Origin of the sequence: Acinetobacter sp. NyZ410 (assembly GCF_022828975.1) — a bacterium.
Lineage (GTDB): Bacteria > Pseudomonadota > Gammaproteobacteria > Pseudomonadales > Moraxellaceae > Acinetobacter > Acinetobacter guillouiae.
The window spans coordinates 1,609,604-1,631,111 of the sequence record NZ_CP094620.1 but is presented as its reverse complement, the minus strand read 5'-3'; the positions used below and the strand labels follow the sequence as shown (position 1 = coordinate 1,631,111).

Genomic DNA, 21,508 nt, shown 5'->3' with positions numbered 1-21,508 from the left:
CTAACATGGATAAATTAGTATTCTTTTTTTGAATACCCATTTAATTTTATTTGATAATCAATTTTAATTAATTATTTCCCACACTAGACTTCCGTCATAAATCAAAAAACGTACAATTTATTTGATCTTAAATTAATCAGCAAAATTATTTAATTCAAGGGATAATCCTTGGATGAAATTCAAAGATATTCAAAAATTATCAGACGTTAAGTTTCGTAGGCTTACCGGTGTTAGTTGGGCTACATTTAACCTCATGTTGGCCGAGCTAAATAAGCATTTACCTCGTCATATTGGTAAAGGACGACCGCATAAATTACCGTTGGAAGATCGCTTGCTCTTATGTATAGAATATTGGAGAGAATATCGAACATTTTTCCATCTTGGTATGAGTTACGGTGTATCTGAAACGAGTGCAATTCGTATCACACGTGTTATTGAAGATACCTTAATCCGTTCTGGAAAATTTAACTTGCCAAAACAACTTCCTAATCGAGATGAAGTGGATTGGGAAGTTGTTGTGATTGATGCAACTGAAATATTAGTTCAACGTCCAAAAAAAACAGAAGAAATGGTATAGCGGTAAAAAAAAGCGACATACCTTTAAATTTCAGCTATCTATGCACTATACAACAGGTGAAATACTGAGTGTATGTGGAAGTCATGGAAGCATGCATGATTTTAAAATATTTAAAAAAAGTATGAGGAAATTAAAATTTAAGCCCTTTTTTATCGTTGATAAGGGGTATTTAGGGATAAAAAAATTGGGTTTTGGATGCCTCATGCCATCTAAAGCAAAGAAAACTGAAAAATTAGATTCTGAATTAAAAAAGTTAAATAGAGAGATTGGTCGTAGACGAATTCAAGTAGAGCATGTATTTGGAAGGATGAAATGTTTTAAGATTTTATCTTGTGTATATAGAAATCGTCGTAAAAGATTAAACCTGCGGTTTAATTTACTTGCTGGCATATACAATTTAGATTGGGTGAAAGATAAACAATTAAATTGATTGAAAAATGATTTATGAAGGAAGTCTACTCATTTTAATAGCATAAAAAATATTAACTATTCAATAGAAATTTAAAAAATAAATGACTAATTTGACTATTTAAAACTTTTGAAAAAACCCAACAAATACCATATAGAAAAAACCCAGTACAAATCTCATTTTTCAAAAAAAATGCAACTAAAGTTACATTTTTCACAATGGCTTATCTATATATTTCTCATCAGTAATTCTGAGGTGGATTTAAGCTCATAGAGCATCTGTCCCAATAAAATATCTTTGTTGGTCATCGCCACTAAAACCAGTGGATGCTTTGGATGAGGAATGGCTGTCAAAAGTGCTTTTCCGTTCTCAGCATCTAAGGTAATTGTTTGACATCCAACAAGATTGATTTCTGAAACAAATGCGGTTACTAGGGCTAAAATCGAACTACTCACTGCGGCAATCTTTCCAGAATTGCTAATATTTTTCTTGTTGACTAAAGCAATTTCAAACCCATCAGAAGTACACAACATGATGAACTCTACACCACTGACAGAGTTCAAAAGCTGCCTGATTTGTTTTTCAGCATATGCTACAAAATCATCAGGTACTTTTCGAGATGTGTTTAGGTCAAGCATATTCAGGAAAACCCCATAAATTAATTTGTAAATTCAGCATTTTCAAAAGCCGAAAACACAGGTTTTTCAGACTTTTTCCAGCAACAGAATTATTTGATATACTTCACATTTTACACTCAATTCTATCTGTTTTTATTGGCTTGTAAACATGTTTTTTCACTTTTAATTTAATTTTTTGAGCACTGATATTGCGCCACAAAGCTTCAAATTGTCAGATTTTTTTCAACAAGGTCACTTTCAAATAACTAATATCATAAATTGAGTGGATCTTACACCTTATCTTGATTTAATTTTAACGATACAGCATTAAAACAAGCTTAAATTTTACCATTGTTTATTTTATTGATATTGGCAGTTAAACTATAAAAGCAGTGTATTGATATTATATTAAGCTTTTATTAAAAGCAGATTTGTGCGCTATTATTCGATATAAGATAAATTGATCTTATAAAAACTTTACATTTTATTTTTTGATTTGGTTATTTTTTGTGTTTATATTTATTTCATCCAACTGCTGGATGCCAAAAATTAATTTAAAAAAGGTACAAGACAATGAATAAACTTCTACTCTCTCTTGGTCTGATTGCAACGATTGCACTTGTTGGTTGTAATAAAGATAAAGCGCCAGAAACAGGGGCGACCACAGGTGAACATGCTGAAAATGCCGTAGAACAAGCAAAACATGATGCAGAACATGCCGCTCAAAATGCAGCTGATGCGACGGCGAAAGCTGCGGATAATGCAGCAAATGCAACTGCGACTGCTGTCGATCATGCCGCTGATGCAACTGCACATGCTGCCGATGCAACTGTTGATGCTGCTAAAGATGCCACTGCAACTGCCGCTGGTGCTGTTGAAAAAGGTGCTGCGGACGTTAAAGAAAAAGCAAGCCAATAGTTTTAATCTGAAAAAAAGCTCCTAAATATAGGAGCTTTTTTATATTTGTCATATATTTAGATTATCAATGAATCAGCTTTCAGTTACTTGGAGTTTTGTTTATGCCACATTCTCATCACCTAGAACAGCATTTTATACAACGTACAGGCTGGTTAAGAGCAGCGGTCTTGGGTGCAAATGATGGCATCATTTCTGTAACCAGTTTAGTGATGGGAATGGCGGCGAGTGGTGCGTCTAGTCACACGCTATTGATTACCTGTATTGCGGGATTGATTTCAGGTGCAACCTCAATGGCTGCCGGTGAATATATTTCCGTCAAATCCCAATCAGATATTGAAGCGGCGGATTTAAAAATCGAAGCTCGCGAATTAGAAAAAAACCCGCACTTAGAACTTAAAGAACTGACTCACATTTATATTCAACGCGGTTTAGATCCCGAATTGGCACATCAAGTTGCCGTTCAACTCACAGAAAAAGATGCCTTAGAAGCGCATGCACGGGATGAAATTGGGATCAATGAAGCAACTGCGGCAAGACCATTACAAGCTGCTGGTTCTTCAGCGTTATCGTTTTCAATAGGTGCCTTATTTCCAACATTGTCGATTTTGTTTAGCCCCGAAGCATATTTAGAAAAAATTGTTTTAGTAGTCGGTATCTTATCTCTGGTCATACTCGGTGCCTTATCCAGCTATTTTGCGGGCACATCAATACTCAAGGGTAGTTTCCGTGTGGCAATATGGGGAATTATCGCAATGGCGTTCTCAAGCTGGATTGGTTCTCTGTTCCAAGTCACTCCGATGTGATCTAAGCCTGTATAAAATAAGCTACACCTTAAAGGTGTATTTGAATTATATTTTTATAATAAATACCGAACATAATTTGCTTATTGCAATTGGCTTGGGCAAAGTAACTTAAAACTCAAGGAGCTTAAGTATGTCTTTATTAGAACAATTAGGGATAAAACATCCCATCTTACTTGCACCAATGGCAGGCGTTTCTACCCCACTATTGGCAGCGGAAGTATCAAATCAAGGGGCTTTAGGCGCTTTAGGACTCGGTGCAAATACCATAGATTCTGCACTTCAACAAATTCAAGAAACCCAAGCGTTAACACCACATCCTTTTCAATTAAATTTTTTCTGTCATGAATCAACAGCATTAAACACTGAATCTAATACGCTGTGGAGTCAACATTTAGCTGCTGAATTTAAAAAATTTGGCGCAAATCCACCCACAGAATTAAAATGCATCTACCCGAGCTTTAAAGACAATGATGATTTTTTAAACCTGTGTTTAGACACTCAACCCAAAGCGGTAAGTTTTCATTTTGGTATCCCACATCAATATCAAATTCAAAAATTAAAACAGGCCGGTATTATCACTCTAGTTTCTGCAACCAATCTGACTGAAGCTCTGGCTATTGAAGAAGCTGGGATTGATATTATTGTGGCTCAAGGTATTGAAGCAGGTGGGCATCGCGGTATTTTTAACGCTCAAATTGATGGTGCAATTAAAACCTCGGATCTAGTCACACTTATCAAAAAACATAGCTCACTGCCTGTCGTTGCAGCAGGCGGTATTATGAATGGGCAACAAGCCAAAGCCATGTTAAATCTTGGTGCTGCTGCCGTGCAATTGGGAACGGCTTTTGTGCAATGTAAAACATCAAACGCCAATGCAGCATATCGCAAGGCCTTATTTGATCACCCACTCACTCAAATTACCTCAAGCATTTCAGGTCGCCCAGCACGCGGTATCATCAATCATTGGCAAGCGAGGATTGATCAGCCCGACCGCCCGCATGTAGCCGCCTACCCTTATGCTTATGATTTGGCAAAACAGCTAAATGCTTTCGCGCTGCAACATGGTGATACTGGCTTTGGTGCATTTTGGGCTGGAAGTAATGTTGGCCAGATTCGTGAATTAGAGGCTCAGGATCTGGTTAATCAATTGGTTGTAGAAATGAACCATTCTTAATGCCCAACTCAGCTGTCAATAGAAGCTGAACTGCTGCAGCTTCTATTTATATTGATTGGGCTTGGCTTTGTTCAACCAACATATACACCAAATCTAGTTCAGGGCATGCATACCCCAATCCTGTCATTGCAGCGGTAATTTGCCCACGATGATGTGTGCCATGATTAAATACATGCATAAGTGTCGCAGCATAAGGCAAAGTCAGTTGTTGTCCAGAAACGCGTTTATAGGTTAAATCTGCATTTAAGGTTTTTTCATCTAACTGCTCTAGAAACTCAATCCAATTTTTTGACTTCTCTTGTAATTCATCCAGTAATGCTGTCTTTTTAGTTTGGATCATTGTATTTAATGCAATTGCAGGTGATATCCCCTGCTTAAAGCGTGAATACCAGAGATAATGTTCACCCAACAATAGATGATTCAAGGTGCCAACAATGCTTTTAAAGTAAAGACCAACATCTTTGTTAAAATCATCATCGGATACAGATTTTAAACTTTCACAAAGACGCTGGGTTGCCCAGATATTGTATTGTGCCAGTATTCTGAAAGAGTCTTTATTCATGACTTAAATAAACCATCATTGTGGGTATATGAAATATAATCAGCTTGATAAAAATGCCATTTTGACTAGAATAGCGACAAAATCAATAAAGCTAGCTTGATGCTCATGTTAAATCAAATTTTTTGCCAATCGGTGAATCATTTTCCACTTATTTGATTAAGTTTTAAATTTTTTAACAACTTATTCAAAATACAAGTGAGATTTATCATGTCTGCATATCATCAAATACGTGCGCTATATGACCGTGACACGATTACAGTTTATCAAGCCTATAACCAACAAATTGCACAATTGGCGGTACAACAACAAAAGTTTGTTTCGCCCTTTTCCTTTCACAGAATGACATGGATAAAACCTTCATTTTTATGGCTAATGGAAAGAAGTCATTGGGCAACAAAATCCAACCAAAATCATATTTTGGCAATCCGTATCAAACGTGATTTTTGGGAATATTTACTCCAGCAAAGTATCCATACCGACCCGACACTCTCTGCGCATAAAAATGGCGAACTCTGGTTTGAGTCTTTTGAAAATGCCAAAGTTCATATTCAGTGGGATCCTGAACGGAATTTAAAGGGAACTAAGCTTGAACAGCGTAGTATTCAAATTGGGATGAGTCGTTTTTTAATTCAAGCGTTTAACAACACGGCGATTCACTCAATCCAAGATATCACGCCTCTTGTAAATAAGATGGCGCAATTTCGACGTCTAGGACAGTATAAACACGCTGAAAAGCTCTTGCCTAAACAACGTATTTATCGTTTAAACGATGCATTAAAAAAACATTTGGTGATTGGTTGATTCAGTATGGGAGTTCGCTTCCATACTAATTACACCTTATTGATTACACATCCAATAAATTTAGCGACTCAACCTGTACATCACTCATCGTATTACCTTGTTCAAGCAAGTGATTAAAGTAAGCCTCAACAACTTTTGCTTGTTCTATCGTGCTTTCCACTTTGTACATATTTTGACGGAATTCATTACTTGAATGTAAGCCTTTGGTATACCAAGCAATATGCTTGCGTGCAATTCGGCAACCTGAGTATTCACCATAGAACTGATAAAGCTCAGACAAATGTCCCAGTAATACGTGTTTTACTTCTTGAATATCTGGTGCTGCTAAATATTCACCGGTTTTTAAATAATGGGCAATTTCACGAAAAATCCACGGACGCCCTTGGGCCGCGCGCCCAATCATAACGGCGTCAGCACCAGTATAGTCCAATACATATTTAGCTTTCTCTGGACTGTCGATATCTCCATTGGCAATCACAGGAATAGAGAGCATCTGTTTGACTTCTTTAATCAAACTATAACGTGCCGTATTTAAATACATATCCTCACGGGTCCGACCATGTAAAGCTAAGGCTGCAATTCCTGCTTCTTCTGCTCTTTTCGCCACACGGATAATATTCTCATGGCCATTTAAAAAACCTAACCGCGTTTTTAACGTCACAGGCACATCAACCGCTTTTACCACTGCATCTAAAATTCGGGCAACCAAATCTTCATCTTTCAGCAATGCCGAACCTGCCAGTTTATTACAAACTTTTTTTGCTGGGCATCCCATATTGATATCAACAATTTGCGCACCATTTGCAACTTGATAACGTGCTGCCTCAGCCAACTGATCTGGTTCAGATCCTGCAATTTGCGCTGAAATCGGCGCTAATTCACCATCAAAATTTGCCCGATATAAACTCTTTTTGGTCATACGTAAGGTCTGATCAGAGGTCATCATTTCACTTACCGCATGCCCAGCACCAAAGTATTTGCACAGTGTCCTAAACGGACGGTCTGTGACTCCGGCCATAGGTGCGACCCAAAGTTTCTTATCTATTGATTTATCAAACAATTCTGTAATAACGTTGTTTTGACTCAATTTCTGTGACCTCTTTAAACTTCTTTGAATCGCCTGTTATTGACTTCTAATGCTCATTTGTTGCACTTTATTTGCACCGCAAAATATTTATGATGCAATTTGCATGGGTACAGCCACTAGATAGTCAATAAAGATGGTACTTTGTGTTATGGTACCTAAATATGCTTACAACGTGAAAACTATCCACCTATGCAGTTTTAAAAAACTTTCAGCAAAAAATCATTAGCTGATGAGTGGATTAAAAGAACTGAAGCTGAAATCGAATTAAACCCAGAAATGATGCTCAATCCAAAAGAAGAACTAAAGCATCGTACTTTGGTCGAGTTTATTCATAAGGATTTAGAAGAAGCGGATAGTTTTGCACGGACTAAGACTGGTGCACTTACTACTCACATTGCTAGTTTAGAGATTTCTGAGAAAAATATCTATTCCTTAACTCGTCAAGATTTTTCAGAAAATGTTATTTCACTTCGTAAGGGCGAACCATTGAAAGGTGTAGATGGTGTTGCTTCAACTACTACTTTAAAAGATATGAGTTATATTAAAGTGGTAGTTGTTTATGCTGAGTATGTTTGGCTGGTTAAACCTTTCACCATGCAAAATCATACACATACATAATAATTAAAAATTTATAAAGGACATATCACATTCACTCATCGGAACAATCCTATGTTTTTTCGACCAAATTCCTTCAGTGGTAAGCTGCCCATTTTTACCAAACTGCCCCCTAATCACATTATCATTTTTAGTAATTCATAAAATTTTATTGAACTTTTTAAAATTTGCTTCTAATCGCCATAGAGCTAGATGATCCCCCAATAAAGATATTTCCGAGAATGATAGGAATTCGATTATAGGAAGACCATTTTTTGAATGATAAATTTTAGATACAAACTTAATTATTCTAAATTGAATTTATAAACAATAATTTAATATGAATTTGCACATAAATTCTTATAAAAACTAGACTACATAAAAGCAAATGATTATCATTACCATCAAGGTGTTTCAACATTACAACTTACTCAATTATTAAATATAAGGTAATAAAACTTGAACTTTTCAAAACATGTAAAATTTATATCTACATTACTGGTAGGTAATCTCATAGTTTCAAATATTTATGCGAATTACACAATGCCCCCACTAGTATTTTATGGCAATACATCAAGCCCCCCAACTTTAGATATTTCTCAAATAAATAATATGTCTCAACTATTACAACAAAATAGTTACAGGGATTATGGATTTGCAAATATGTCCAATATTTCCCCATCTATCGTTTCTTCTGCAACTAATTGCACTACACCCAATCCAATTGAGATAGCAAATGGAGAAAAATTGCATGAAGAACCAATATTCACGACTGGTTGGGAAATGCCACTGTCATATTCCAGTTTTTATCACTCTAAAGATAAAGACATTAAATTCAATATTCTACAATCAAATATTTCGTACACATTAAAGTCAGGCTGGCAAAATAATTTCGGAACTATGATGTATCCAACTGGCCTTAGCTCGAATAATAGAAAGGTAAGACTGGCACGTGCACTTCCGAATGGGCAGATGTCTTTTGCTGAATATAGAGATCCGGGTAAATTATCACAACCGTTCACCAATCTGGATGGAAGTGTTGAGACATATGAGGTTTACAGTGGTGGATTATCTGCGTTAGATATCGGAATATTAAGAAGCCGGAAAAATATGCATGGTATTGGTTGGGAAGAATTTAAAAATAATGGAACAGAAATAATTCACACAAATGGAAAAAAAATTAAAATTAAAAATATTGACTCATTTACAACTCAAGTTATTGATCCCGCGAACAATAGACTTCCGTCATAAATCAAAAAACGTACAATTTATTTGATCTTAAATTAATCAGCAAAATTATTTAATTCAAGGGATAATCCTTGGATGAAATTCAAAGATATTCAAAAATTATCAGACGTTAAGTTTCGTAGGCTTACCGGTGTTAGTTGGGCTACATTTAACCTCATGTTGGCCGAGCTAAATAAGCATTTACCTCGTCATATTGGTAAAGGACGACCGCATAAATTACCGTTGGAAGATCGCTTGCTCTTATGTATAGAATATTGGAGAGAATATCGAACATTTTTCCATCTTGGTATGAGTTACGGTGTATCTGAAACGAGTGCAATTCGTATCACACGTGTTATTGAAGATACCTTAATCCGTTCTGGAAAATTTAACTTGCCAAAACAACTTCCTAATCGAGATGAAGTGGATTGGGAAGTTGTTGTGATTGATGCAACTGAAATATTAGTTCAACGTCCAAAAAAAACAGAAGAAATGGTATAGCGGTAAAAAAAAGCGACATACCTTTAAATTTCAGCTATCTATGCACTATACAACAGGTGAAATACTGAGTGTATGTGGAAGTCATGGAAGCATGCATGATTTTAAAATATTTAAAAAAAGTATGAGGAAATTAAAATTTAAGCCCTTTTTTATCGTTGATAAGGGGTATTTAGGGATAAAAAAATTGGGTTTTGGATGCCTCATGCCATCTAAAGCAAAGAAAACTGAAAAATTAGATTCTGAATTAAAAAAGTTAAATAGAGAGATTGGTCGTAGACGAATTCAAGTAGAGCATGTATTTGGAAGGATGAAATGTTTTAAGATTTTATCTTGTGTATATAGAAATCGTCGTAAAAGATTAAACCTGCGGTTTAATTTACTTGCTGGCATATACAATTTAGATTGGGTGAAAGATAAACAATTAAATTGATTGAAAAATGATTTATGAAGGAAGTCTAATATATATACTTATATATATAATGACAAAAAGGATTTAGTTAAAATTATTTATCCAGATAACTTAGGAAGTAAGTCCTTTCATTATGGTGAAAATGGCGCAGGTGAGAAAAAGTTAACTGGTATTTCAATTAATGATAAAAGGTACACTACCTACCTTTATACAGGTGATAAAGCTACACAAAGTGGACGTAGCAATGGAACTCAAACTTACAGTTTAAATTATGGTAATAATTACACTATAGTAACTAATCCTTTGGGAGCAATATCTAAATATATTTATACGGATAACACAAAAAGCAAATTATCAAGAATTGAAAGAAGTGGGGTAAATAATTGTCCTGATAGCAGTTCCACTGTCACTTATGATAATAATGGTTATATTAAATCAAAAGTTGACTGGAATAATATAGAAACTTTCTATACTCATGATTCGGATGGTAGGTTATTGGAAGAAAAAAATATTGATAAGACTATAAAATATTACTGGTTAAATTCACCTAGCTTACTTAGTAAAATTGAAATTCTAGAAAACAATAATGCAATTCAAGAAATTAATTATAATTATTATTCACAGAATGAACCTGCAAAAAATAGAATTAAAAGCATAACATCATGTAGTAAATTGGGGACTTCAAATTGTAGTGTTACTGGTTACGGCTATACTTTACATAATAATGGCATGCTCAAAAATATTTCCATTGTTAAAAACTCAAAATCAATATCATATACTTATGATAACATAGGAAATCTGATAGAACAGGTAAATTCCGCAGGACATACCATAAAGTATAGTGACTATGATGACTTAGGTAATGTAGGAAAAATTATTGATCCAAATGGGATGATAATAGAATTCGTTTACGATGCTAGATCTCGTATTATAAGTAAAAGAAATACAATATCTGAAAATAATACTAGAATTGAAAATTATAAATATGGTCCTTTTGGAATAACCCAAATTGAAAAAGATGGCATGAGAGAAACCATAAATTATGACGATTTTGGAAATATATCAAATATTACACATGGCGTAGGAGATCAAGTAATTAGTGGGCAATTTTATACATATTCTAATTTAGGTAAATTACTGACCGTTGAGTATAGAGAAGGTAATAACATTCGCTTTAGTCAAAGCGTTTCTCATAATCAATTAGGATGGACAACAGCTAGTAAAGGAAATAACAACCAAAATGTTCGTTACGAATATGATGCAAATGGTAATATAATAAAAAAAACTGATTCTTCAAAAAAAGTTACAAGATACATTTATGATAAATATAATAATATGAGTGAAGAACATCGCCCAGATGGCTCAACGATTGGTTCTATCTATGACCAATCAGGGAATGTAGCATTTGTTCGGGATGGAAATGGAAACATAACTAGATATAGTTATGATGGGTTTGGTAACCTATTAAGTATTAGTAGCCCTGATACTGGTAACAGTTTTTACGAGTATGACTTAAATGGAAATATTTTAAAATTAACTAGATCAAATGGGGTTACAACAACATACTCATACGATTCGTTGAATCGACGAACAAAAGCAATTACTGGTACATCAGTTCAGACATGGATTTATGATCAATGTACTAATGGAATAGGACGACTTTGTGGTACATCCGATGGGGTGACAGCAAAAGGTTATGAATATACTAAAGATGGAAAAATAAGTGTACAAGCAACTTCGATTAATGGTGTGAGTTATCCAATATATTGGACATATGATAGTTACGGACGCTTAGAAAGTGAAAGTCGTCAGAACGAATCTTATAAAGTTACCTATAGTTATGATGCTTTGAGTCGCGTAAATAGTGTCAAAATCAAAATTGATGGTGTAGAACATACAGTAGTTAGTGGTATTGAATATGAACCATATGGTGGAATTAAAAATTGGACTTATGGAAACGGTCTAACAAGAGTAGCAAACTACGATACAAATTATCGTTTAACTAGTTTAAATAATTTATCATACTCATATGATGTGAATAATTTGATAAGAGAAATTGACGATAGAACCAAACCTCAAGATCTAACTATATATGAGCATGATGATATTGGACAATTGGTCTTATCTAGCACTTTTTCTGAAAATTTCATGTTGAGTGAAGTCTGGCATTTCGACAAAAATAGTAATCGAACTAAAAGCTCAAGTAATAATCAGTATACTTTTTATCAAATTAATTCGGGGAATAAATTATCAAATACCACCAATATTGAACCAAAATCCTTTATTTATGATGATTTAGGAAATATTACTCAAAAAACAGGTCATGGGGGAAATTTGAATTTCACTTATGACGGTTTTAATCGTCTAAACACTGTAAATGATAACTCAACAATAACTACATACGATTATGATGCATTTAATCTTCGTAGTCGTAAAAGTAGTAATGCAGGTAGTGTGAATTATGTTCATTCTCCTGATGGTCGTTTATTAGCTGAAACAGACCTAGCTATAACTCAAAATGGTTCCTTAAACACAGTATATATATGGCTAGGTGGACAAGTTATAGGTATGGTTCGCGGTAATCAGCTTAACTATGTTCATAATGATCACTTAGGCAGACCTCATAAACTTACTAATTCCAACAAAGATATAGTATGGGAATCACGCCATACTAGTTACGACACTTATGTTATTCAAAGCAATATTGGGCAGTTTAATATTGGATTCCCAGGTCAATATTATGATGCGGAAAGTAACCTATGGTACAACTGGAATCGCTATTACGATGCAACGACTGGCCGTTATACACAAAGTGATCCTGTAGGGCTTGCAGGCGGTACAAATACCTATGCATATGTCGGTAACAATCCTATTAGCTTTGTAGATTATCAGGGTCAATGGGGAATTCCTGGCGCAATATATGGTGCAATTGCAGGTGGAATTGGTGGAGGAATCACTGGCGGATGGCAAGGAGTATTAGTTGGTGCTGCTACAGGTGCTGCAGTAGGTGCTTTAATGCCAACCTCATCTCATGCTGTAGGAGCAGCAGCAGGAGCAGCAATTGGTTCAGGAGTAGCAAGCTTGGCTGGTCAAGCTACTGGTAATATTGTACAAAATCGAGATGTTATGGCCATGGAAAATTATAATTTCTATGCTGCAGGTGGCGCTATGGTAGGTGGTGCAGCTGGCGGCCCAGTAAATCATGTATTAAGTAGATTTGGTACTAGAGTAAATATGATAGGTAAACCATTAGGTACTCGTGGATACAACCGCACCCCTGGTATGTTTGCAGGTGCTGTATTCGAAGGTACAGTTGTTGGCTCATCTGAATTCATTGGTGGTGGTTTGAAACCAAACGATATACAAGTAGGATGTGCTCCATGATATGGTTTAACGCATTTTTGTTCTTTTTAATTTTTTGTTTATACTTTATGTTTATAGTATATGTATATTCAAAAATTCTTGTGGATATAAGCCACAAAAAAGGCTTAATAAGAGATTTAATGGGAATAATTGTTTATCTACTCATGATTCCTTTCTTTGGAGCTCCACTGATTATTGGATCAGAAATTAATGGCTATAAGGAATTGATATCTAAAAATAATTATTATTTCTTTTTTAATCTAATCTGTTTTGCTCTTTCACTATTGCCTGGGATTCTTGTTTTTAACAAGTACTATTTAAAGAAAGCTAAAAGAAGAAATTTTAGGTATTAAATAATAGTGAATTTTGATTAAATTAGAGAGTGAATTTATAATTAATTTCACTAGACTTCCGTCATAAATCAAAAAACGTACAATTTATTTGATCTTAAATTAATCAGCAAAATTATTTAATTCAAGGGATAATCCTTGGATGAAATTCAAAGATATTCAAAAATTATCAGACGTTAAGTTTCGTAGGCTTACCGGTGTTAGTTGGGCTACATTTAACCTCATGTTGGCCGAGCTAAATAAGCATTTACCTCGTCATATTGGTAAAGGACGACCGCATAAATTACCGTTGGAAGATCGCTTGCTCTTATGTATAGAATATTGGAGAGAATATCGAACATTTTTCCATCTTGGTATGAGTTACGGTGTATCTGAAACGAGTGCAATTCGTATCACACGTGTTATTGAAGATACCTTAATCCGTTCTGGAAAATTTAACTTGCCAAAACAACTTCCTAATCGAGATGAAGTGGATTGGGAAGTTGTTGTGATTGATGCAACTGAAATATTAGTTCAACGTCCAAAAAAAACAGAAGAAATGGTATAGCGGTAAAAAAAAGCGACATACCTTTAAATTTCAGCTATCTATGCACTATACAACAGGTGAAATACTGAGTGTATGTGGAAGTCATGGAAGCATGCATGATTTTAAAATATTTAAAAAAAGTATGAGGAAATTAAAATTTAAGCCCTTTTTTATCGTTGATAAGGGGTATTTAGGGATAAAAAAATTGGGTTTTGGATGCCTCATGCCATCTAAAGCAAAGAAAACTGAAAAATTAGATTCTGAATTAAAAAAGTTAAATAGAGAGATTGGTCGTAGACGAATTCAAGTAGAGCATGTATTTGGAAGGATGAAATGTTTTAAGATTTTATCTTGTGTATATAGAAATCGTCGTAAAAGATTAAACCTGCGGTTTAATTTACTTGCTGGCATATACAATTTAGATTGGGTGAAAGATAAACAATTAAATTGATTGAAAAATGATTTATGAAGGAAGTCTACTCTCTATTTTTTGCTCTTAGATAGTATTTTTTAAGATCTATCGAAAAATCTTGTATTTACTGCACCATATTTGCGCCTTACACCAAAAAATCAATCCAACTACTTAATATTTAATAAAATCACCAAAACATCTATCACACCTGCCATAGGTGCAACGATTAAATTATTTGACAGTTGATAAGGACCAATATACATATATATTCATACATTTTTAGACCTTCATAGTATACTGCATCTGCCATAGTGGCTCATCATTTTCTGAGTATGTTTTCTTCGACATGAAAAAATTAGTTCGACATCACGCATTTCTTAAATCTTTCAGCGTGTTAGCTCTTTCTTTAAGCCTAGTCGCTTGTGGTAAAGGTTCATGGTTTGCCAATGAAGATGATGAACAATTAAAACAAGAGCAAATCAGAAAACTGATTCCAAATCGTGTCAATCAACGTGACTCGTGGGCAAAAGACATCTACGATATTTCCAATGAATTAAAAATCCCAACCAACAAAGAAAATATCTGTACCATCATTGCGGTGGTTGATCAGGAATCTAACTTTGTTGCCAATCCTGTCGTGCCAGGTTTGGGGGATAAAGCGGTAAAAGAAGTCACCACACGTTTAAATGAAAAATTTGAAGATAAACTTGGAACCACAATTGGTGGCACAGTTGCTGCATATTTTGAGAATGTTTTAAAAAATCAGCCCTCACCAGATGATAACTATTTAAAACAAATGAGTCGTGTCCGCACTGAAAAAGATTTAGACGTACTTTATCGTGAAATCTTTGATTATATGGCAAAGCATTATCATGTGAGTGCGCTGACAGGTGCGGCCAAATTTGTTGGACAAGATATTGCTGAAAAAATGAACCCAATCACCACATTAGGTTCCATGCAGGTTCATATCAATTATGCCAAAGAGCATAAACGCACCAGTATGAACATCAATGAATTACGTGATGATCTATATACTCAATTTGGAGGTTTATACTATGGAATCCATCGTTTAATGATGTATCCAGCAGATTATGATAAACCAATTTATCGTTTTGCTGACTATAACTCAGGCATGTATTCGAGCCGAAATGCCGCTTTTCAAAAAATGATCGATAAGCTCACTGAAGCTGATCTGGCACTTGATGGTGATTTACTCTCGTATGATAAAAATGGCGCCCCGCGTCCGGCAATTACAGATACAGAAAAAGCCCTCACTGCCTTATTTTCAAAAAATAATATTTTAGTCACACCAAGACAACTACGAAGTGATTTAAAAGACGAGAAGCAGCAAGATTTTGAAAAAACTCAAACCTATATTGCAGTGACTAAACTTTATAAGAATAAAACAGGCAAAGATCCAATGTATGCGATAATGCCTGAAGTTGTCATTTCTGGGCCTAAATTGAGTCGTGATTATAATACTAACTGGTACGCAAGCCGCGTAAACGGACGATATGAAACATGTATGCACCGAGCAAAACGTTTAAAAATTTAGCATTATTTGATTTTGACGGAACCTTGTGTAAAAAAGACAGTTTCACAGGGTTTATTTTCTATGCTTTATCAAAAAGACATATCGTAAAGCAAGGCATTAAAATTTTACCGTGGATTCAGGCTTATTATTTAAATATCTATCCTGCCAACTCCATGCGTATCAAATTATTTAATGCAATGTTTAAACAAGCCGATGCCAATGAAATTCAAGATATTGCAAACGAATATGCTCAACGCTTAGTTCGACAACTGGATCAAAATCTTTATCAGCAGTTATTAAAACATCAAACAAATGGCGATGATGTTGTTTTGGTTTCAGCATCTGTAGATATTTACCTCAAAATCATTTGCCAAATCTTAGATATCGATTTGATCTGTACTGGTACTGAAGTCATAGATGGCAAATTTACTGGCAACTATTCCACGCCAGATTGCAGTTGTGAACAAAAACGACTTCGTATCTTAGAAAGATATGATTTAGATCAATATAATAAAATATTCGCCTATGGGAACAGTGAAGAAGATTTAGATATGCTTCATTTGGCCGACTATCAATATATGGTTGGTAAGGATCAGGTTTTGCCCTATTTAGAAGATGAAAAAAAATTTGCGTAATTCAGCACTGAGATTTTTCAATGTCCTATATCAATATCATCATGCCACTCTCTGAATTCTATCCCTATATTCAACACGAGTTAAAGAAATATCAAATTGAAATGGCAATAGAATATTTTGATTCAGATCATAAAATTCAAATGAAAATTGCCACGCCTGATAATTTACAAGAACAACTTAGCCAATATGATCATCCTAATCTTGGCTTCTATTTTCTCGATCAAGCTCAAAACATCAGTAAAGATAAAATCTACAAAGATGAATACTGTATATATGCGATTGCAGGTGAAGGTGGTCGAGAAACAGAGGATACGTTAGAAAAAATAAGTTTAAGAATCATCTCAAAAACACCCGATAAAAATATTAAAAGTTTTTTTAGTGCGATCAAACGTAAATTAAATAACGATGAAAATTTTGGTAAAGGTGTACAAGGAGGCTCTCGTTTCCATGATCAACATTTTTACTTAAAGTCATGGGTCGGCCATAAATTTTTTAAATCCGATCTATACAACGAAAAAGCACCATTAATCATACCCAAATAAAAACCCCGCCAAAGCGGGGTTATATTTCTTAGAAATCTTAAAACTAATCAATAAATCGACATGTGATTACGATGAATCATTTCTAAAGAACGTGCTTCACCTAGCACCTGATACACTTTATCCGAAGCTAAACCTTTGACAGTTTCAGCAGAACGCGAACTAAAATTCACTCGTCCAACCGCGACTCGATGACCATACTGATCAACACATTCCACAACATCACCACGATCAAAATGCCCTTCAACAGCTTTTACCCCTACAGGCAATAAACTACGATGGTTTTCTTTAATGGCTTTGACAGCACCATCATCTAAAACCAAACGCCCTGCAGTTTGAAGGTGTGCAGCCAACCACTGTTGATGTGCTGTAACACGATCATCGTCGGTAATAAATAAAGTACCCAATAATTCACCCGCCATTAAACGAGCCAATACATTGTCACTTTCACCACTGGCAATCAGCGTTGGACAACCTGACTTGGCAGCCAGACGAGCAGCGCGAACTTTGGTCAACATACCACCACGACCAAACTTACCACCACCACCGGCCATATCAAACAAGGTTTCATCCATTGCACGAACAGTATGGAACAATTTTGCATTTGGATTAGAACGCGGGTCTGAATCAAACATCCCTTGCTGATCAGTCAAAATGATCAGTAAGTCTGCATGAACTTGCCCTGCAACCATTGCTGCAAGCGTATCATTATCACCAAAGCGAATTTCATCAGTAGACACTGTGTCATTTTCATTGATTACAGGAATCACTTTCCAATCAATTAAATTCTGCAATGCATCACATGAGTTAAGGTAACGACGGCGATCCGCAAGATCATCATGAGTTAACAAGACTTGCGCCGTTTGGATAGAATGCTTTTCCAACACGCTTGACCACGTATGAATTAGCCCCATCTGACCAATGGCAGCACAAGCTTGTAGACTGGGTAAATCGGTGGGTCGATTCTCTAGCTTCATACGAACCATTCCTTCAGCCACAGCACCTGAAGACACAAGAATAATCTCGTGTCCTGCATTGTGTAGATCTGCAATTTGTTTCGCCCAATGCGAAATTGCATCCAAATCTAAACCTTGCCCATTTGCTGTGAGTAAAGATGATCCGATTTTAACAACGATACGTTTTAAAGCCTTGAGCTGACGTTGCCCATCTACCACTTCTATCATCTTGTCCTCGGTCTTTCTTTTCTAAATGGGTATCTTTAGATACCCTTAGAAATTAGCGTACGTAGTACACTTCCTTTTCGCCATCATCCTCGCCATCGTCATCCTCATCATCTTCTTCCTCTGCCAAAATACCGGCAAGACGTTGTTGACGACGCATTTCACGATAAGCTTCTTTTGCAGCAATCGTTTGCTCACGTGTTTCAGCTTCAAGCTGATCACGGAATGCTTTCATTTTCGCTGCATACTCTGGATCTTCGTCTTCCAACTCACGTTGTTGCTCGATTTGATCCATGAGGTAATACACAACAGGTTTGGTACCTTCTTCAAGCAAGCCTGAAGTTTTAAATACAGGACCATCCCATTGTAATTCTTCAAGAATATGATTACACCATTCTTCTTGAGTATCATCAGTTAATTGATCAAGTTTGTTTAAAACAAGAACAATCGGTAATTGAGCCAATGTTGGTGAGAATTTTTTCAATTCTTCCACAATCGCTTTGGCATTGTAGGCAGGATCTGAACCATCAATCGGTTGTACATCGACAATATGCAAAAGAATACGTGTACGTGCCAAATGCTTAAGGAAGCGAATCCCTAAACCTGCACCTTCTGCTGCACCTTCGATCAATCCTGGAATATCCGCCATAACGAATGAACGATGACGATCCGCATCGACCACACCTAAGTTCGGTACCATTGTTGTAAATGGATAATCTGCAACTTTTGGTTTAGCTGCTGATACTGCACGGATAAAGGTAGATTTACCTGCATTCGGCATCCCCAATAAACCTACATCCGCTAGAACTTTTAACTCTAAACGAATTTCACGGTATTCACCTTTGATACCATGTGTACATTTACGCGGAGAACGGTTAGTCGATGATTTAAAATGAGTATTCCCCAAACCACCATCGCCACCATGTGCAACTAAAACCTTTTGGCCATCTTCAACCAAATCACCAATAATATCGCCAGACTCTGTATCTACAATGGTTGTTCCTACTGGAACTTTCAGAATAACTGATTCACCACCACGACCAGCACAGTTTGCGCCAGCACCGTTTTTACCACGTTCAGCGCGAAATTTACGGGTATAACGATAATCTACTAAGGTACTGGTATCGTCGTCAGCTTGAATATATACGCTGCCGCCACGACCACCATCACCACCATCTGGGCCACCAAATGGTACAAATTTTTCACGGCGAAAACTGGCTACGCCATTGCCACCGTCGCCAGCCTCTACGGTAATGACTGCTTCATCAACAAAGCGCATGCTGCCAATCCTCTAAAATCTTTAAAACCCCATATTCTGCCATATTTTCAAAAATTTCTCGAATAGTATTATTCAGCTAAGCATGAATTTTCTTAAACATTTATTGTGAGAGGATTGATAATGCATATTTTTATTCGATTTCGATTGTTTTTTATTCACATATTTTTCTATAATCAATTCGCTGAAAATCAATAATTCAAAATTAAATCACGCTTATTTTAATGAATCTCACAATTTCTATTTATTCGCATGCGTTTTTTTGATTTTCGATCGTCCAGATTAATTTTAAGGAACACTCATATTGTCTATTGTCCAACTCAGTGCTGCGCTTGGACCCGCAGAATGTCAACTCGCTGTAAAATATACGCTTGAAGAAATACACAAAGAAGCCAAAACAAAAAAAATCCATCTCCAAACAATTGAAAGCCATGCGACTCAATATGGTTATTCCTCGGTACTGCTCAGTGTCGATGAGGATGCCCGAACATGGCTCAATACTTGGCTCGGTACAATTCAATGGACTTTTCAAAGTCCAATTCGTCCACAACATAAACGTAAAAACTGGTTTGTAGGCATCACACTATTTGATACACCGTTACAATTACCTGCAGATGACACCATCACTTTTCAGGCCTGCCGTGCTTCAGGTGCTGGTGGACAACACGTCAACACAACAGACTCTGCTGTCCATGCAACGCATGTTGCATCTGGAATAAGTGTAAAGGTCATGTCTGAACGGAGCCAACATGCCAATAAGCGTGTGGCAAAAGAGTTAATTGCTCTCAAACTACAACAACAGATGGAGAGCCAGCAAGCCCATCAGAAACACGCTCAACATTTACAACACGCGTTGATAGAGCGAGGCAATGCTATACGCAGTTTTAAGAAGTAGAAATATTTTAAAAAGAGAATTACATGAAACAAAAACACTATAATTTAAAAGGTTTAGATAGCGAAATTTTAGATATTACAGCTATTGATGCAGATACATGCAAAATTTATATCGTCACCGAAAAAGGCTATTTATATTGCTACAACTTAACTCAACAGCAATTACAACAGTTATTCATAACGCCCCTTCCGCTTCCAGTTCTAAATAATCGAGAACTCCGTCATTACGGTACCCCTAAATACCAAATTAAATGTAGTGCCAATGGGAAATTTATCGCAGTTTATGTCGATCATGGGCAATTTGGAGTTGTAATAAATACCCAAACACTGGAAACAGTTCTACACATTGATAGTCAAAATTATTATGAAGATACCGTATCTTTCTCATTGGCTTTTGCACAGTTCAATTCACAAGATATTTGTATTTATAGAAGTGACTGGAATCGACTTGAAGCATTTAATTTAACCACAAATCAGCTTTTGACTGAGCGCTATATTGCAGCTTATGAAACTGAACCTCCTAAACACTATTTAGATTACTTTCATGGCGCGTTATATGTCAGTCCAAACAATGATTATATTTTAGATGATGGTTGGATATGGCATCCTGTAGCTTCTCCCAAAGTTTGGTCACTCAGTCAATGGTTTAAACATAACCCTTTTGAAAGTGAAGATGGCTCAAGTGTCCAAACATTATGTTATCGAGAAAACTGGAATGCTGTAATGTGCTGGCTTGATGATCAGCATGTTGCCATTTGGAATATTGAACTGTGGGATCAAGAAGAGTTTGACCTTAAACCTGAACCTAAAAATCGATCAGGAATACATCTTCTTTCACTCGCGAAAACTACGTGGGATGATGATTATTCAGCAAACTATTGGGAAATACCCGAACAAACTCAACAAGTTTTTAATTTATATGCTGATCAAAATTTATTAATAATTGTAGGCAATGAGAATATTACGACTTATGCCATTGCTGATCGAATTTTGTTAAATCAAACCGACAATTCACTTCCACAAAAGCAGCATAAAAGTAGACAAAGCTTACTGTCTTTTACAAATAAAACCGTTTATGAAACAAGCTATATCTAAATTTTGGCAATAAAAAAGGAAGCC

At 35.8% G+C, this 21,508-nt stretch carries 20 protein-coding genes and 3 pseudogenes; 18 read left to right on the top strand and 5 right to left on the bottom strand.

Annotated elements, in window-relative coordinates; all coding sequences use genetic code 11:
- The first annotated feature begins 172 nt into the window (after window positions 1-172).
- The gene (locus MTO68_RS07735; RefSeq protein WP_008942454.1) at window positions 173-577 is read left to right on the top strand and encodes a transposase family protein; all 405 of its coding nucleotides are present in this window, start codon (window positions 173-175) and stop codon (window positions 575-577) included.
- 37 nt (window positions 578-614) lie between these two features.
- Window positions 615-1,007 (top strand): annotated as a pseudogene (locus tag MTO68_RS07730) (transposase family protein); the annotation flags it as partial.
- 206 nt (window positions 1,008-1,213) lie between these two features.
- Here the strand turns inward: MTO68_RS07730 and MTO68_RS07725 are convergent.
- Window positions 1,214-1,624, bottom strand: coding sequence for a hypothetical protein (locus MTO68_RS07725; RefSeq protein ID WP_004721835.1), 411 nt, complete (start codon window positions 1,622-1,624; stop codon window positions 1,214-1,216).
- A gap of 552 nt (window positions 1,625-2,176) precedes the next feature.
- On the opposite strand from MTO68_RS07725, the gene MTO68_RS07720 reads away from it, so the two are divergent.
- The 3 genes from MTO68_RS07720 (at window position 2,177) to MTO68_RS07710 (ending at window position 4,498) form a co-directional block, all read left to right on the top strand.
- On the top strand, window positions 2,177-2,521 hold the full coding sequence (locus tag MTO68_RS07720) for a hypothetical protein (protein ID WP_004820201.1): 345 nt from the start codon (window positions 2,177-2,179) through the stop codon (window positions 2,519-2,521).
- 101 nt (window positions 2,522-2,622) lie between these two features.
- Complete coding sequence (locus MTO68_RS07715) at window positions 2,623-3,324, top strand: VIT family protein (RefSeq protein ID WP_034612140.1); 702 nt, start codon at window positions 2,623-2,625, stop codon at window positions 3,322-3,324.
- Window positions 3,325-3,454: 130 nt separating this feature from the next.
- Window positions 3,455-4,498 carry a nitronate monooxygenase gene (locus MTO68_RS07710; protein WP_244015544.1) on the top strand — a complete coding sequence of 348 codons (1,044 nt, stop codon included), beginning with the start codon at window positions 3,455-3,457 and terminating at the stop codon, window positions 4,496-4,498.
- 46 nt (window positions 4,499-4,544) lie between these two features.
- On the opposite strand, the gene MTO68_RS07705 is transcribed toward MTO68_RS07710, so the two are convergent.
- On the bottom strand, window positions 4,545-5,060 hold the full coding sequence (locus tag MTO68_RS07705; RefSeq protein WP_244015543.1) for a DinB family protein: 516 nt from the start codon (window positions 5,058-5,060) through the stop codon (window positions 4,545-4,547).
- A gap of 207 nt (window positions 5,061-5,267) precedes the next feature.
- Here MTO68_RS07705 and MTO68_RS07700 point away from each other — a divergent pair, with 207 nt between their 5' ends.
- The gene (locus tag MTO68_RS07700) at window positions 5,268-5,861 is read left to right on the top strand and encodes a DUF4291 domain-containing protein (protein ID WP_244015542.1); all 594 of its coding nucleotides are present in this window, start codon (window positions 5,268-5,270) and stop codon (window positions 5,859-5,861) included.
- A 43-nt stretch (window positions 5,862-5,904) separates the two neighbouring features.
- Here MTO68_RS07700 and dusB read toward each other — a convergent pair whose 3' ends face one another.
- Window positions 5,905-6,921 (bottom strand): tRNA dihydrouridine synthase DusB, encoded by a 1,017-nt coding sequence (gene dusB / locus MTO68_RS07695; RefSeq protein WP_035371138.1) that lies wholly within the window; start codon window positions 6,919-6,921, stop codon window positions 5,905-5,907.
- Between the two features lie 303 nt (window positions 6,922-7,224).
- Here dusB and MTO68_RS07690 point away from each other — a divergent pair, with 303 nt between their 5' ends.
- The 10 genes and pseudogenes from MTO68_RS07690 to MTO68_RS07645 all read left to right on the top strand — a co-directional run bounded on the left by MTO68_RS07690 (window position 7,225) and on the right by MTO68_RS07645 (window position 17,041).
- A complete protein-coding gene (locus MTO68_RS07690) occupies window positions 7,225-7,566 on the top strand; it encodes a hypothetical protein (RefSeq protein WP_244015541.1) in 342 nt (113 codons plus the stop codon).
- 435 nt (window positions 7,567-8,001) lie between these two features.
- Entirely contained in the window at window positions 8,002-8,793 is a 792-nt protein-coding gene (locus MTO68_RS07685) for a hypothetical protein (protein WP_244015540.1), read from the top strand.
- A gap of 72 nt (window positions 8,794-8,865) precedes the next feature.
- Complete coding sequence (locus MTO68_RS07680) at window positions 8,866-9,270, top strand: transposase family protein (RefSeq protein WP_008942454.1); 405 nt, start codon at window positions 8,866-8,868, stop codon at window positions 9,268-9,270.
- 37 nt (window positions 9,271-9,307) lie between these two features.
- A pseudogene (locus MTO68_RS07675) lies at window positions 9,308-9,700 on the top strand (transposase family protein); the annotation flags it as partial.
- Between the two features lie 282 nt (window positions 9,701-9,982).
- Complete coding sequence (locus MTO68_RS07670) at window positions 9,983-13,063, top strand: RHS repeat-associated core domain-containing protein (protein WP_244015539.1); 3,081 nt, start codon at window positions 9,983-9,985, stop codon at window positions 13,061-13,063.
- Between the two features lie 471 nt (window positions 13,064-13,534).
- The gene (locus MTO68_RS07665; protein ID WP_008942454.1) at window positions 13,535-13,939 is read left to right on the top strand and encodes a transposase family protein; all 405 of its coding nucleotides are present in this window, start codon (window positions 13,535-13,537) and stop codon (window positions 13,937-13,939) included.
- 37 nt (window positions 13,940-13,976) lie between these two features.
- A pseudogene (locus MTO68_RS07660) lies at window positions 13,977-14,369 on the top strand (transposase family protein); the annotation flags it as partial.
- Between the two features lie 307 nt (window positions 14,370-14,676).
- Window positions 14,677-15,885: a DUF1615 domain-containing protein gene (locus MTO68_RS07655; RefSeq protein ID WP_004820179.1), complete on the top strand. Its 1,209-nt coding sequence runs from the start codon at window positions 14,677-14,679 to the stop codon at window positions 15,883-15,885.
- Window positions 15,852-16,499 (top strand): HAD-IB family hydrolase, encoded by a 648-nt coding sequence (locus tag MTO68_RS07650; RefSeq protein ID WP_004820178.1) that lies wholly within the window; start codon window positions 15,852-15,854, stop codon window positions 16,497-16,499. Before MTO68_RS07655 ends, MTO68_RS07650 begins: the two co-directional genes overlap by 34 nt.
- Window positions 16,500-16,519: 20 nt before the next feature.
- Complete coding sequence (locus MTO68_RS07645) at window positions 16,520-17,041, top strand: hypothetical protein (protein WP_004820176.1); 522 nt, start codon at window positions 16,520-16,522, stop codon at window positions 17,039-17,041.
- Between the two features lie 47 nt (window positions 17,042-17,088).
- On the opposite strand, the gene proB is transcribed toward MTO68_RS07645, so the two are convergent.
- Window positions 17,089-18,222, bottom strand: coding sequence for a glutamate 5-kinase (proB, locus tag MTO68_RS07640; RefSeq protein ID WP_004721861.1), 1,134 nt, complete (start codon window positions 18,220-18,222; stop codon window positions 17,089-17,091).
- A 52-nt stretch (window positions 18,223-18,274) separates the two neighbouring features.
- Complete coding sequence (gene cgtA, locus MTO68_RS07635; RefSeq protein ID WP_244015538.1) at window positions 18,275-19,498, bottom strand: Obg family GTPase CgtA; 1,224 nt, start codon at window positions 19,496-19,498, stop codon at window positions 18,275-18,277.
- 301 nt (window positions 19,499-19,799) lie between these two features.
- On the opposite strand from cgtA, the gene prfH reads away from it, so the two are divergent.
- A complete protein-coding gene (gene prfH, locus MTO68_RS07630) occupies window positions 19,800-20,390 on the top strand; it encodes a peptide chain release factor H (RefSeq protein WP_004820171.1) in 591 nt (196 codons plus the stop codon).
- A gap of 23 nt (window positions 20,391-20,413) precedes the next feature.
- Window positions 20,414-21,484, top strand: coding sequence for a hypothetical protein (locus MTO68_RS07625; protein ID WP_004820170.1), 1,071 nt, complete (start codon window positions 20,414-20,416; stop codon window positions 21,482-21,484).
- The last annotated feature ends 24 nt before the right edge of the window (window positions 21,485-21,508 follow it).